Here is a 13,338-nt window from a genome sequence, read left to right on the forward strand (position 1 = left end):
TTGCCCCTCCCCGCAACACCCGGTCCGGGCGAGGGCTCACCCCCTCGCCCGGACCAGGGGCAGTAGACGACAGAAAGGGCTCCTCGTGAGCGAGCGCATGACCGAGCAGCGGACGGCACCTCCGCAGCGCCCCGGGGATCGGGTCTTCCGGGGCTTCTCGCTGGGCGCGGCCCTGCTGATCCTGGCGATCCTCGCCGGCGTCGCGATCTTCCTGACGGTCGAGGGCATCCCCGGCATCACGGCCTCGCCGGACGAGGTCAAGAGCGGCGAGTCGTTCCTCAGCTACGTCTGGCCCCTCGTCTTCGGCACCCTGTGGGCCGCCTTCCTCGCCCTGCTGATCTCCGCGCCGATCGCGATCGGCGTCGCGTTGTTCATCAGCCACTACGCCCCGCGCCGGCTGGCCCAGCCCATCGGCTACGTCATCGACCTGCTGGCCGCCGTCCCGAGCGTCGTGTACGGCGCCTGGGGCATGGTGACGCTCGCCGGCGCCGTGCAGCCGCTGTACACGTGGCTCGAGGAGCACCTCGGCTTCATCCCGCTGTTCGCCGGCCCGGCCTCGGCGACCGGCCGCACGATCATGACCGCCGCGCTCGTCCTCGCGGTCATGACGCTGCCGATCATGACCGCGATCTGCCGCGAGATCTTCCTGCAGACCCCGCGCCTGCACGAGGAGGCCGCGCTCGCCCTGGGCGCCACGCGCTGGGAGATGACCCGGCTCGCGGTCTTCCCGTACGCCCGCTCCGGCATGGTCTCCGCGGCGATGCTGGCCCTCGGCCGCGCGCTCGGCGAGACGATGGCCGTCGCGATGGTGCTGTCGGCATCCGGCGTCGTGACGTTCAACCTGATCAGCTCGACCAACCCCTCCACGATCGCCGCGAACATCGCCCTGAGCTTCTCCGAGGCGAGCGGCAAGACCGTCAACGTGCTCATCGCGACCGGTCTCGTGCTGTTCGTCATCACCTTCATCGTCAATTTCGCGGCGCGCGCCATCGTCAACCGCCGTAGCGAGTTCTCCGGAGCGAACTGATGACCACGACGCTGAAACCCGCCCCCACCAGCAACCTCGCCGAGGACCTGCGCGGCGACCGGCTCCCGGGCTGGGCCTCGAAGGTGATCGTCCCGCTCGCCATCGCGGTCGTCGCGGCCGGTTGGCTCGCGCCGCTCGGCGCGATCCGCGGCGTCCTGCTCGGCTGGCTCGTCGCGGCGGTGCTGCCGCTGTGGTCCGTCGTCGTCGAGGGCCGTCGCAAGGCCACCGACCGGCTCGTGACGCTCCTGGTCGCCTCGGCCTTCGGCCTGGCCCTGATCCCCCTCGTGAGCATCCTCATCTCGGTCGTCGGCAAGGGCGCCCAAGCTCTCTCGGCCGAGTTCTTCACCTACTCGATGCGCAACGTCGTCGGCGAGGGCGGCGGCATCTACCACGCGCTCGTCGGCACGCTGCTCATCACCGCGGCGGCCACCGTGATCTCGGTGCCGATCGGGCTGTTCACGGCGATCTACCTCATCGAGTACGGCGACGACGGCCGGCTCTCGCAGTCGATCCGCTTCCTCGTCGACGTCATGACGGGCATCCCCTCGATCGTGGCGGGACTGTTCGCCTACGCGCTGTTCGTCATCTTCTTCGGCGAGGGCGTGCGCATGGGCATCGGCGGCTCGGTCGCCCTGTCGGTGCTGATGATCCCCGTCGTCGTCCGCTCGTGCGAGGAGATGCTCAAGCTCGTGCCGAACGAGCTGCGCGAGGCCTCCTACGCGCTGGGCGTCCCGAAGTGGCGCACGATCGCCAAGGTCGTGCTGCCGACCGCGCTGGCCGGCATCGTCACCGGCATCACGCTGGCCATCGCCCGCGTGATCGGCGAGACGGCGCCACTGCTCATCATCGCCGGCATGACCGACTCGGTGAACTTCAACCTCTTCGAGGGCCGCATGGCGACCCTGCCGGTCTTCACGTACTCCTCGCTCATGCAGCCGGGCGTCCCGCCCGAGCCGAGCATCGAGCGCGCGTGGGGAGCCGCCCTCGTGCTGCTCATCATCGTGATGCTGCTCAACCTCATCGCCCGTCTCGTCTCGCACTTCTTCTCGCCCCAGGGCGAGCGCTGACCCACGAAGGAACAGGAACTCCCATGGCCAAGAGCATCGACGTCTCGGACCTCAACATCTACTACGGCGACTTCCTCGCCGTGGAGGGCGTCAACATCGCCATCCCCGCGAAGGCCGTGACGGCCTTCATCGGCCCGTCCGGCTGCGGCAAGTCGACCTTCCTGCGCTCCCTCAACCGGATGCACGAGGTCATCAAGGGCGCCCACGTCCAGGGCAAGGTGCTCGTCGACGGCCAGGACCTCTACGCCTCGGACATGGACCCGGTCAACGTGCGCCGCAAGATCGGCATGGTCTTTCAGCGCCCGAACCCGTTCCCGACGATGTCGATCGCCGAGAACGTGCTGGCCGGCCAGCGCCTCAACAGCAAGCGCATGAAGAAGACCGAGGCCGACGACGTCGTCGAGCGCTCGCTGCGCCAGGCGGGCCTGTGGGCCGAGGTCAAGGATCGCCTCGACCGCCCCGGCTCGAGCCTGTCCGGCGGCCAGCAGCAGCGCCTGTGCATCGCCCGCGCCGTCGCGGTCGAGCCCGAGGTGCTGCTGATGGACGAGCCGTGCTCGGCGCTCGACCCGATCTCGACGTCGGTCATCGAGGACCTGATCCACGAGCTCAAGAGCGACTACACGATCGTCATCGTGACCCACAACATGCAGCAGGCGGCCCGCGTCTCGGACCAGACGGCGTTCTTCAACCTCGCGGGAGTGGGCCAGCCCGGACGGCTCGTCGAGCTGGGCCCGACGGAGAAGATGTTCTCCAACCCGGACGAGCCGGCCACGGAGGCCTACATCCAGGGCCGGTTCGGCTGAGCCGGCGCTCCTAGGGCAGGAACGCGCGGACCACGAAGTAGATCGCCGCGGCGAAGATCGCGGCCGCGGGCATCGTGACGATCCACGCGATGACGATGTTCTTGGCCACGCCCCAGCGCACCGCGCTGAAGCGCTTCGTGGCGCCGGAGCCCATGATCGCCGAGGTGACGGTGTGCGTCGTCGAGACGGGCGCGTGCAGGCCGATCGCCATGACGTAGAGGGTCGTGGCGGCGGTGGCCTCGGCCGCGAACGCGTTGGCCGGGGTCAGGTCGATGATGCGCCGTCCCAGCGTGCGCATGATGCGCCAGCCGCCCGAGTAGGTGCCCGCGGCGATCGCGCTGGCCGAGGCGATGATGACCCACAGCGGGACGTCATCGCCGGTGTGGAACCCGCCCGCGACGAGCGCCAGGACGATGATGCCCATCGTCTTCTGGGCGTCCTGCAGGCCGTGGCCCAGGGCCATGCCCGCCGCCGAGACGGTCTGGGCGAGCCGGAAGCCGCGGAACACGCGCGCGGGACGCGCCCGCCGGAAGGTCCACATGATGATGGTCATCAGCAGGAAGGCGCCGCCGAAGCCGATCGCCGGCGAGAGCACCATCGGGATCGCGACCTTGTCGACCAGCGTCTCCCACTCGACCTGCGTCGCGGAGGCCAGGCCCGCGCCGACGATGCCGCCGATCAGGGCGTGCGAGGACGACGACGGGATGCCGAAGTACCACGTGATGAGGTTCCACGCGATCGCGCCCAACAGGGCTGCCATGACGATCGTGAGGGCATGGGGCGCCGAGTCCGGTGCCGTATCGATGTCGATGATGCCCTGGATCGTCTTGGCGACCTCGACGCCCAGCAGGGCGCCGACGAAGTTGAGGCTCGCCGCCATCGCGAGCGCGACCCGCGGCGTCAGCGCACGCGTGGACACGGACGTCGCGATGGCGTTCGCCGCGTCGTGGAACCCGTTCGTGTAGTCGAAGGCGAGCGCGATCACCACGACCGCGATCACCATGACGGTGGTCAGGTCCACTCAGGACTCCTTGACCGCGATCTGCTCGATCGTGTTGGCGACCGACTCCAGCGCGTCGATCGCGTGCTCGACCGCCTCGACGATGTCCTTGAGCTTGAGCACCTGCATCGCCTTGTAGTTGCCGTCGAACAGATCGGCCAGGATGCGGCGGTGGTTGCGGTCACCCTCGTTCTCGAGCCGGTTGATCTCGATCCAGAACTCCTCGAGGTCGCGCATCGTGCGCAGCCGCGGCATCGCCTCGGCGGTCAGGTTGCAGGCGCGCTGCAGCACCTCGACCTGGGCGGCGAAGACCTCGGGGAACTCGGTCACGCCGTACAGCACCGTGCTGTCGACGACCTCCTCCATGAAGTCCATGACGTCGTCGAGGCCGCTCGCGAGGGAGTAGATGTCCTCACGGTCGAACGGGGTGATGAACGTGCTGTTGACCAGCTTGATGATCGCGTGGGTGGTGTCGTCGGCGGCATGCTCGGCCTCGTGCATCTCGGCCGCCAGCGCCGCCTTGTCGGCCTCCGGATCGAGCACCTTGGCGACGAGTCCCGCACCGATCACCAAGTGGTTGGCCGACTCCGTGAAGAGGTCGTAGAAACTCGTCTCTACCGGTCGGATCTTGAAGCGCACGCGGGGACTCCCTCGGCTGGTGTGGTGAACGTCCCCATGCTAGATGCTCAGCGACGAAGGCCGCCAACCGAGGGCGATCAGGCGCCGGGCTCGAGTCCGAGGAGGCCGTCGATCTCCGTCTGCGTGAGCCGCTTGGGCGCACCGGAGGCCGCAATCATGAGGCGAGAGGTCAGCTCGATCTCGGCCAGCGCGTCGTCGTCGCGCAGCCGGTCGTCGAGCGGCTCGCTGATGCGATCGCCAAGATGATGCAGGGCCACATACCGAGAGTACGCGGGTCAGGGCTCGAGATCCCAAGCCGGAGCCACAAAATCCCTCATTGGGACTAGACCGCCTGGTCGGTCCGACGGCTCAACCGACCCAGACCCGGGCGTTGCGGAACATCCGCAGCCACGGACTCTCGGCCGAGACGTCGCCGTCGGTCCACGACAGCTGCACGTTGCGCTGCACCCGCTCGGGGTGCGGCATCATCGCGGTGAATCGGCCGTCCGGTGTCGTGACGGCGGTGAGCCCGTCGGGCGATCCGTTCGGGTTCGCCGGATAGCTCGTCGCGACGCCGCCGTGGACGTCGACGAAGCGCGCCGCCGCGTGCACGGCGGACGCATCGCCGCGCGCGGCGAAGTTCGCGAAGCCCTCACCGTGCGCGACGGCGATCGGGATCCGCGACCCGGCCATCCCGCCGAACAGGATCGACGGCGAGTCCAGCACCTCCACGAGCGACAGCCGCGCCTCGTACTGCTCCGAGGCGTTGCGCGTGAACCGCGGCCAGGCCTCGGCGCCCGGGATGATGTCGGCGAGCGCGGCGAACATCTGGCACCCGTTGCAGATGCCGACGCCGAACGTGTCGGTCCGGGCGAAGAACCCGGCGAAGGCGTCGGTGAGCGCGGGGTTGAACAGGACCGAGCGCGCCCAACCCTCGCCCGCACCGAGCGTGTCGCCGTAGGAGAACCCGCCGCACGCGGCCAGCCCCACGACGTCGGCGAGGTCGAACCGCCCGGCCTGCAGGTCGGTCATGTGCACGTCGTACGTGTCGAAGCCCGCCCGGTCGAACGCGAACGCCGTCTCGACGTGGGAGTTGACGCCCTGCTCGCGCAGGATCGCGACCTTGGGCCGCGCCGTGCCGATCAGCTGGGGGGCGCTGCGGAGCGCAGCGGTCACGTCGTCGGTCGGGTCGAACGTCGTCGCGAGGGTGAGCACCGGGTCCTCGGCGCCCACGGCGGCGTGCTCGGCGTCGGCGCACTCGGAGTTGTCGCGCAGTCGGGCGATGCGCCACGAGACCTCGTCCCAGGCCTGCGCGAGGTCGACCAGCGACTCGTCCAGTCCCACGGCGGTCGCGCTGATCCGACGATCGCGCGAGGACGAGCCGATCCGGCGCGCGAGGCCGGACAGGCCCGCGGCGTCGAGCACGGCCAGTGCCTCGTCCGCGCGGTCGGCCGGCACGGCGACGACGGCGCCGAGCTCCTCGGCGAACAGGTCGGCCAGGCCGCTGACGTCGAGGTGGGCGCCCACGCCGCCGGCGAAGGCCAGCTCGCAGACCGCCGCCCACAGGCCGCCGTCGGACCGGTCGTGATAGGCGAGCAGCAGGCCGGCGGCGCGCAGGGCGTTGACGCCGTCGACGAGCGCGACGAGCCGCTGCGGGTCGTCGAGGTCGGGGACGACCCCGCCGAACTCGCCGCTGACCTGGGCCAGCATCGAGCCGCCGAGCCGGTCGCGGCCGGCGCCGAGGTCGACCAGCAGCAGTGCCGCGTCGGCGGGCAGCTCGGGTGTGACCGTGCCGCGCACGTCGGGCAGCGACGCGAACGCCGTGACGACGAGCGAGACGGGGGCCGTGACCTGCTTGTCCGTGCCGTCGGCGTCCGTCCAGCGGGTGCGCATCGACAGCGAGTCCTTGCCGACGGGCACCGAGATGCCCAGCGCGGGACACAGTTCCATCGCGACGGCGTGCACCGTGTCGTAGAGGGCGGCGTCCTCGCCGTCCTCGCCGCACGCGGCCATCCAATTGCACGAGAGCTTGACGCCCGGCAGGTCGATCGGCGCGGCGAGCAGGTTCGTGATCGCCTCGCCCACGGCCATGCGGCCCGATGCGGGGGCGTCGACGGCGGCCAGCGGGGTGCGCTCGCCGCTGGCCATCGCCTGCCCCGCGAAGCCGACGTGGTCCGAGAGCGTGACGGCGACGTCCGCCACCGGCACCTGCCACGGGCCGACCATCTGGTCGCGGTGCGTGAGGCCGCCGACCGTGCGGTCGCCGATCGTGACGAGGAAGCGCTTCGAGGCGACCGTCGGGTGCCGCAGCACCGCGTACGCCGCCTCGCGCGCGTCGATGCCGTCGAGGTCGAGCTCGGCGGAGGTGCGGTCGATGCGCGTGACGTCGCGGGTCATCTTCGGCGGCTTGCCGAGCAGCACCTCCAGCGGCATGTCGATCGGGACGTCGTCGCCCGGGGAGCCGGGGGTCAGCCTCAACTGGCGGTCATCGGTCGCGACTCCCACCACGGCGAAGGGGCAGCGCTCGCGGGCGGCCAGCGCGGCGAACTGCTCGAGCGACTCCGGCGCGATCGCCAGGACGTAGCGCTCCTGGCTCTCGTTGCACCAGATCTCCTTGGGCGCGAGGCCCGACTCCTCGAGCGGCACGTGCGAGATCTCGAACGTCGCCCCGCGCCCGGCGTCGTCGACCAGCTCGGGGAAGGCGTTCGACAGGCCGCCCGCCCCCACGTCGTGGATCGACAGGATCGGGTTGTCCTCGGCGAGCGACCAGCAGTGGTTGATGACCTCCTGCGCGCGCCGCTCGATCTCGGGGTTGCCTCGCTGCACCGAGTCGAAGTCGAGCTCGGCGGCGTTCGCGCCGGCCGCCTTCGACGAGGCCGCGCCGCCGCCCATGCCGATCCGCATGCCGGGGCCGCCCAGCTGCACGAGCAGCGTGCCCGGCGGGAACTCGATCTTCTCGGTCATCTCGGCGCTGATCGACCCGAGGCCGCCCGCGCTCATGATGGGCTTGTGGTAGCCGCGGCGGACGCCGTCGACGGTCTGTTCGTAGACACGGAAGAACCCGCCGAGGCCCGGCCGGCCGAACTCGTTATTGAACGCGGCCGCGCCGATCGGGCCCTCGACCATGATGTCGAGCGGGCTCGCGATGTGGTCGGGGCGCCCGTACTGCTCGGTCTCCCACGGCTCGTCGGTGTCCGGCAGGTGCAGGTTCGACACGACGAAGCCGGTCAGGCCGGCCTTCGGCTGCGAGCCGCGACCCGTCGCGCCCTCGTCGCGGATCTCGCCGCCGGCACCGGTGGCCGCACCGGGGAACGGCGAGATCGCCGTCGGGTGGTTGTGCGTCTCGACCTTCATGAGGACGTGCACGTCGCCCTCGCGGCCGGCGTAGCGGCTCGGCCCCTCGGCACCCTCGGGCAGCCAGCGCGTCGCGGGTCCGCCCGCCATGATCGAGGCGTTGTCCTTGTAGGCGACGACCGTGCCGTGGCCCGCGACGGCCTCCGTGTGGCGGATCATGCCGAACAGCGAGAGGTCCTTCTCCTCGCCGTCGACGACGAAGTCGGCGTTGAAGATCTTGTGCCGGCAGTGCTCGGAGTTCGCCTGCGCGAACATCATCAGCTCGACGTCGGTGGGGTTGCGGTCGAGCTCGGTGAACGCCTCGACGAGGTAGTCGATCTCGTCGTCGGACAGCGCGAGCCCGAAGGCGACGTCGGCCCGCTCGAGCGCCGAGCGGCCCTCGCCCAGCACGTCGACGTGCTGCATCGGCTCGGCGTCGCGCTCGTCGAACAGTGCCGCCACGGCCTCGCGGCTCGTCAGCGCGGTCTCGGTCATCCGGTCGTGCAGGATCTCGGCGCAGGCGTCGAGCTGGGCCGGCGTGAGGTCGGCGCCGGCGAGGGTGAACTCGGTGGCCCGCTCGACCCGGCGGACGTCGATGCCGCAGTTGTGGACGATGTCGGTCGCCTTGCTCGACCACGGCGAGATCGTGCCGAGCCGCGGCACCACCACCACGAGGGCGCCGCCGGCGGGCTCGTCGGCCGGCTCGCCGTAGTCGAGGATGCGCGAGACGGCATCGCTCGTCGCGTCGTCGAGTGGCTGGTCGCTGGCGATCCAGTGCACGAATCGGGCCGAGATCCCGGTCAGTTCCGGGGCCACCGCCTGCAAACGGGCCAGCAGGGCCTTGGCCCGGAAGGAAGAGAGAGCGTTGCCGCCCTCGACCACGGTGAGTTCGACGTCGCGCGACACGCGCCAAGCCTACCGAGGCCGCTCTGGCCGCCGCGGCCCGCCGCCGGTGGGGGCGGTGACTTACGCACCTCTGGCGGGGATCTGGGGTACCCAACTCACCGCCCACCCCCGCCCGCCGCCGGGAGCGGTGACCTACGCACCCCTGGCGACCATCAGAGGTACGCAACTCACCGCCCACCCCACCCACCGCCGAGAGCGGTGACCTACGCACCCCTGGCGACCATCAGAGGTACGCCACTCACCGCCCACCCGCCGCACAGGTACGTAAGTCACCGCTCCCAGGCGCGGGCGGGCGCGCGTAGGGTCGGCTGCATGGCCGAGCACGGGGAGCTCTCGCAGTCGTTCGGGGCGGCGGCGGACACGTACGAGGCGGCGCGACCGTCGTACCCGGCGGCCGCGGTGGCGTGGATGATCGAGCCCGCGCGCCATGCCGGGCGCACGGTGCGCGTGGCCGACGTCGGAGCGGGGACGGGCAAGCTGACCCGCGTCCTGACCGGGCTGGGCGCGGAGGTGGTCGCCGTCGAGCCCGATCCGGAGATGCTCGCGGTCCTGCGCGGCGCGCTGCCCGGCATCCCGACCTTCGTCGGCACGGCCGAGGAGACGAAGCTGCCCGACGGGTCGCTCGACGCGGTCGTCCTGGGTCAGGCCTGGCACTGGGTGGATGTCGCGAAGGCCTCCGCCGAGGCCGGCCGCGTGCTGCGGCCCGGCGGCGCGCTCGGGCTGGTCTGGAACATCCGCGACGAGTCGGTCGACTGGGTCCGCCGGCTCACTGGCGTGCTGCACGGCAGCGCCGCCGAACGGCTGCTCTCCACCGACGGGGTGCGCGTGGGAGCTCCGTTCGGCGAGATCGAGGAACGGCAGTGGAGCTGGAGCCGGTCGATGACCCGCGCGAGCCTGTTCGACCTCGCCCACTCACGCAGCTACGTCATCACCGCGAGCCCCGCCGAGCGCGAGCGCATCGACGCCGAGCTGGGCGAACTGCTCGACGACCTGGGCGCCGTCGGCGACACCCCCGTCGACCTGCCCTACGTCACGCGTGCATTCCGAGCCGTCCGACCGTAATATTCATCGCATGATGAATAAATCCGTCGAGGTGGACGGGCTCGTCGTCGAACGCGGTGGAGCGACCGTGATCCCCGGACTCGACCTCGCGATCGAGGCGGGATCCGTCACCGGTCTGCTCGGCCCGAGCGGATGCGGCAAGTCGACGCTCATCCGCTCCATCGCGGGCGTGCAGATCGTGCAGTCCGGCACCGTCACGGTGCTGGGCGAGCCCGCAGGCAGCGCCGCCAACCGCCGCCGCGTCGCGTACGTGACCCAGGCCAGCTCGGTCTACCCCGACCTCACGGTCGAGCAGAACCTCGCCTACTTCGCCGCGCTCCACGGCAGCAGCCCGGCCGAGGTGGCCGACGCCCTCGCCGCGGTGGACCTCACCGACAAGCGTCACGCGCTGACCCGCGACCTCTCCGGCGGCCAGCGGACCCGCGTCTCGCTCGCCGCGGCCCTGCTCGCGTCGCCCGACGTGTACCTGCTCGACGAGCCGACCGTCGGGCTCGATCCGGTCCTGCGCCGCGACCTCTGGGCGATGTTCCGGCGACTCGCCGACGACGGCGCCGCGCTGCTGGTGTCGAGCCACGTCATGGACGAGGCCGATCGGTGTGATCGCGTGCTGCTGATGCGTGAGGGCAGGTTGATCGCCACCGACACCCCCGACGGCCTGCGCGCATCGACCGGCACGAGCGACATCGAATCGGCCTTCCTCGCCCTCGCAGAAGGGGACGCGTCATGACGGGAACGCTCGCCACCGCCCGCCGGGTCCTGCAGCAACTGCGCCACGATCCGCGCAGCATCGTCATGCTCCTGCTGCTCCCGGCGATCCTGCTGCTGCTGTTCGCCTACGTCTTCGACAGCCAGGACGACGTGTTCCAACTGGTCGGGCCGCAGATGCTCGGCCTCTTCCCCTTCATCCTGATGTTCCTGCTGACCAGCGTCACGATGGTTCGCGAGCGGACCTCCGGGACACTCGAACGCCTGTTGACCACGCCGCTGCGGCGCGGCGAGCTGATCGGCGGCTACGCGATCGCGTTCGGCCTGATGGCCATCGCCCAGTCGATCATCAGCACGGGCGTCGCGACGTGGTGGCTCGACCTCGGGCTCGACAGTCCCGGCGAGGCACTGCTGTTCGCCCTGCTCGGGGCGATCGTCGGCACGGCCCTCGGCCTGCTGGCCTCGGCGTTCGCGCGCACCGAGTTCCAGGCGGTGCAGTTCATGCCGCTGGTGATCATCCCGCAGATCCTGGTGTGCGGCCTGCTCGTGCCCGTCGACCAGATGCCCGACCCGCTGCAGTGGCTGGCGAAGGTCCTGCCGCTGACGTACTCGACCGACGCATTCACCTCGCTCGCGGAGGGCGAGCCGTTCTCCGAACGCGTCACCGACCTGGTCGTGCTGGTCGGGTTCGCGATCGCCTCGATCGCGCTGGCGTCGCTCACACTGCGGCGCCGCACGCCGTGACCCGGCGGCCGGGTCGCCCGCGCGTCGACACGACCGACCGGCGCCAGTTGATCCTCGAGGCGGCTCGCGCCCGATTCGCGAGCGCGGGCTACACCGGGACGAGCCTGAGGGCGATCGCCGCGGACGCCGGTGTCGACGCAGCTCTGGTCTCGCACTACTTCGGCTCGAAGGCCGCACTGATGGCCGCGACACTGGACCTGCCGTTCAATCCCGCCGAACGCATCGGCTCGGCCCTCGAGGGAGACCTCGACGGTGCGGGCGAGCGCCTGCTGCGCGTCTACCTCCACTCATGGGACGAGCACCCACAGGTGTTCGCGACCGTGGTGCGCAGCGGCCTTTCCGGCTCGGGGCTGGTCACCGGGATCGCGCGGGACATCGTCGTGGCGGCGATCCGCGAGCGGCTCGGCAGCGAACCGGACGCCGCCCTGCGCGCCGGACTCATCGCCTCGCAACTCGTCGGCCTGGGGATCCAGCGGTGGATCGTGGGGCTCGAGCCGATCGCGTCCGCACCGGTCGACGAGGTCATCCGCTGGTACGCGCCGTCGATCCAGCGCCTGTTCACGCCCGCCTGATCAGCGGGCCGCGAGCGCGATCGCGAGGAAGAGGCAGCCGAGGAACGAGACCGGCACGAGCCACAGCGCCGCGACGAACAGCGTGACGGTCGTGCCGACCTTCGGCGGGAAGAACCAGCGCGCCCGAGGCAGGTCGGCGGCACCCTGCACCACGCCCGGACCGATGCCGAGGCCATGCCACAGCCCCTGCAGCCGCGAGAAGAGGCGCACGCCGCCCGTGCCGCCCGCGATCTGGCCGAGCGCCTTCCGGGCGTCGTCCACGTCGTCACTCATCGCCACGGCGATGCCCAGCTCCGTGGCGAGCCGCTGCTCGTCCTGCACGGCCTGCCAGATGTGGTGGCGGCGCAGCGCGAACGCGGCCGAGACGGCGGCACCGCCGAGGGCCAGGACGAGGGCCAGCGCCCGCAGCCACGCGTCGTCGGCGGCGAGGCCGATCGCGAGCAGGCCGAGCAGGAACGCCCACGGCGCGGCGAGCACCGCGAGCGAGGGCCAGCGCAGCAACCGGACCGCGAGCACCAGCACCGTGGCGGCTCGGGCCGCGACGTCTCCGGTCTGGTCGTCGACGCGACCCGCGAGTCCCTCGACCGCCGCGTTCACCCGCCTGCCGGCTTTCCCCATGCCCATGCGTCCAGCCTAGGGTGAGGCCCGTGGCGGTCCTCCTCTCGCTCGTCTCGGCGCTCGCCTACGGCATCTCCGACTTCCTCGGCGGGATCTTCACCAAACGGTCCGGACCGTGGCGCATCGCCACCGCCGGCCAGGCGTCCTCCACCGTCTGCATCGCCGTCACGGCGCTCTTCGTCGGGGGCACGGCCACCGGCGCGGACTTCGCATGGGGAGCACTGGCCGGCATCGGCTCGGGCCTGGGTGCCGCCTTCCTCTACCGCGGCCTCGCCGGCGCCAAGATGTCGGTCGTCGCGCCGATCTCCGCTGTCGGCTCGGCGCTCCTGCCGGTGGTCATCGGGCTCGCCCTCGGGGAGCGCCCGAGCGTGCCGGCACTGATCGGGATCGTGCTGGCCTTCCCGGCCATCGCCCTGATCTCGATCGTGCGCGATCCGGACCCCTCGCACCGTGGCGGCGTCGTCGACGGCGTCCTCGCCGGAGCGGGCTTCGGCATCCTGTTCGTCGCGCTCGGCCAGATGACCGAGGACGCGGGACTCACGCCGCTCGCCGGGATGTACCTGTGCTCGACGATCGCCGTCATCACGGTCGCGGCCGTCCTGCGCGAGGAGTTCCTGCCGCGAGCGGCACCCGACTGGCGTGGGGCGCTGCTCGGCCCGATCGGCGTCGTCGCGGTGGTCGCGTTCTACGAGGCGACGAAGCACGGACTGCTGTCGGTGGTCTCGGTCATCGCCGCGCTCTACCCCGCCTCGACCGTGCTGCTGGCGGCCGTCGTGCTCAAGGAGCGGGTGACCGCCTGGCAGGGCCTCGGACTGGCCTTCGCGGTGGCTGCGGTGACCCTCGTGGCACTCGGCTGAGAGTCCGCCGGCGCCCCATGCCGTGA

Annotated in this window: 13 protein-coding genes; 8 read left to right on the forward strand and 5 right to left on the reverse strand. The window is 71.2% G+C overall.

The window, feature by feature from the left end:
- Positions 1-85 precede the first annotated feature (85 nt).
- From pstC to pstB, 3 genes are read left to right on the forward strand one after another with little or no spacing between them, the layout of a single operon-like run.
- A complete protein-coding gene (gene pstC / locus ACT26F_RS11945) occupies positions 86-1,027 on the forward strand; it encodes a phosphate ABC transporter permease subunit PstC (protein ID WP_471670765.1) in 942 nt (313 codons plus the stop codon).
- Positions 1,027-2,094 carry a phosphate ABC transporter permease PstA gene (pstA, locus tag ACT26F_RS11950; protein ID WP_471670766.1) on the forward strand — a complete coding sequence of 356 codons (1,068 nt, stop codon included), beginning with the start codon at positions 1,027-1,029 and terminating at the stop codon, positions 2,092-2,094. The genes pstC and pstA overlap by 1 nt, the downstream gene beginning before the upstream one ends.
- A gap of 23 nt (positions 2,095-2,117) precedes the next feature.
- Complete coding sequence (pstB, locus tag ACT26F_RS11955; RefSeq protein ID WP_471670767.1) at positions 2,118-2,897, forward strand: phosphate ABC transporter ATP-binding protein PstB; 780 nt, start codon at positions 2,118-2,120, stop codon at positions 2,895-2,897.
- Between the two features lie 10 nt (positions 2,898-2,907).
- Here the strand turns inward: pstB and ACT26F_RS11960 are convergent, their stop codons facing one another.
- The 4 genes from ACT26F_RS11960 to purL form a co-directional block, all read right to left on the reverse strand.
- Complete coding sequence (locus tag ACT26F_RS11960) at positions 2,908-3,912, reverse strand: inorganic phosphate transporter (RefSeq protein ID WP_471671683.1); 1,005 nt, start codon at positions 3,910-3,912, stop codon at positions 2,908-2,910.
- Between the two features lie 6 nt (positions 3,913-3,918).
- Positions 3,919-4,536, reverse strand: a complete 618-nt coding sequence (locus tag ACT26F_RS11965) for a DUF47 domain-containing protein (protein WP_471670768.1) — start codon at positions 4,534-4,536, stop codon at positions 3,919-3,921.
- 77 nt (positions 4,537-4,613) lie between these two features.
- A complete protein-coding gene (locus ACT26F_RS11970) occupies positions 4,614-4,793 on the reverse strand; it encodes a hypothetical protein (protein WP_471670769.1) in 180 nt (59 codons plus the stop codon).
- A 91-nt stretch (positions 4,794-4,884) separates the two neighbouring features.
- Positions 4,885-8,754: a phosphoribosylformylglycinamidine synthase gene (gene purL / locus ACT26F_RS11975; RefSeq protein WP_471670770.1), complete on the reverse strand. Its 3,870-nt coding sequence runs from the start codon at positions 8,752-8,754 to the stop codon at positions 4,885-4,887.
- Positions 8,755-9,066: 312 nt separating this feature from the next.
- On the opposite strand from purL, the gene ACT26F_RS11980 reads away from it, so the two are divergent.
- Genes ACT26F_RS11980 through ACT26F_RS11995 form a run of 4 tightly spaced genes read left to right on the forward strand, consistent with a single transcriptional unit; the run spans position 9,067 to position 11,837 of the window.
- Entirely contained in the window at positions 9,067-9,816 is a 750-nt protein-coding gene (locus tag ACT26F_RS11980) for a class I SAM-dependent methyltransferase (RefSeq protein ID WP_471670771.1), read from the forward strand.
- Positions 9,817-9,826: 10 nt separating this feature from the next.
- Entirely contained in the window at positions 9,827-10,543 is a 717-nt protein-coding gene (gene ccmA / locus ACT26F_RS11985) for a heme ABC exporter ATP-binding protein CcmA (RefSeq protein WP_471670772.1), read from the forward strand.
- Positions 10,540-11,265 carry an ABC transporter permease gene (locus ACT26F_RS11990; protein WP_471670773.1) on the forward strand — a complete coding sequence of 242 codons (726 nt, stop codon included), beginning with the start codon at positions 10,540-10,542 and terminating at the stop codon, positions 11,263-11,265. Before ccmA ends, ACT26F_RS11990 begins: the two co-directional genes overlap by 4 nt.
- The gene (locus tag ACT26F_RS11995; protein ID WP_471670774.1) at positions 11,262-11,837 is read left to right on the forward strand and encodes a TetR/AcrR family transcriptional regulator; all 576 of its coding nucleotides are present in this window, start codon (positions 11,262-11,264) and stop codon (positions 11,835-11,837) included. The genes ACT26F_RS11990 and ACT26F_RS11995 overlap by 4 nt, the downstream gene beginning before the upstream one ends.
- Here the strand turns inward: ACT26F_RS11995 and ACT26F_RS12000 are convergent, their stop codons facing one another.
- Positions 11,838-12,461 carry a hypothetical protein gene (locus ACT26F_RS12000; RefSeq protein WP_471670775.1) on the reverse strand — a complete coding sequence of 208 codons (624 nt, stop codon included), beginning with the start codon at positions 12,459-12,461 and terminating at the stop codon, positions 11,838-11,840.
- A 23-nt stretch (positions 12,462-12,484) separates the two neighbouring features.
- Between ACT26F_RS12000 and ACT26F_RS12005 the strand changes: the two genes are divergently transcribed.
- Positions 12,485-13,312, forward strand: coding sequence for an EamA family transporter (locus ACT26F_RS12005; protein WP_471670776.1), 828 nt, complete (start codon positions 12,485-12,487; stop codon positions 13,310-13,312).
- Positions 13,313-13,338: the final 26 nt, after the last annotated feature.

The organism is Aeromicrobium sp. SP1 (assembly GCF_055663785.1).

Coding starts and splice junctions, on each gene's coding strand:
- pstA (WP_471670766.1), top strand. CDS start 1,027: ATGACCACGACGCTGAAACCCGCCCCCACCAGCAACCTCGCCGAGGAC.
- pstB (WP_471670767.1), top strand. CDS start 2,118: ATGGCCAAGAGCATCGACGTCTCGGACCTCAACATCTACTACGGCGAC.
- ACT26F_RS11980 (WP_471670771.1), top strand. CDS start 9,067: ATGGCCGAGCACGGGGAGCTCTCGCAGTCGTTCGGGGCGGCGGCGGAC.
- ccmA (WP_471670772.1), top strand. CDS start 9,827: ATGATGAATAAATCCGTCGAGGTGGACGGGCTCGTCGTCGAACGCGGT.
- ACT26F_RS11990 (WP_471670773.1), top strand. CDS start 10,540: ATGACGGGAACGCTCGCCACCGCCCGCCGGGTCCTGCAGCAACTGCGC.
- ACT26F_RS12000 (WP_471670775.1), bottom strand. CDS start 12,461: ATGGGCATGGGGAAAGCCGGCAGGCGGGTGAACGCGGCGGTCGAGGGA.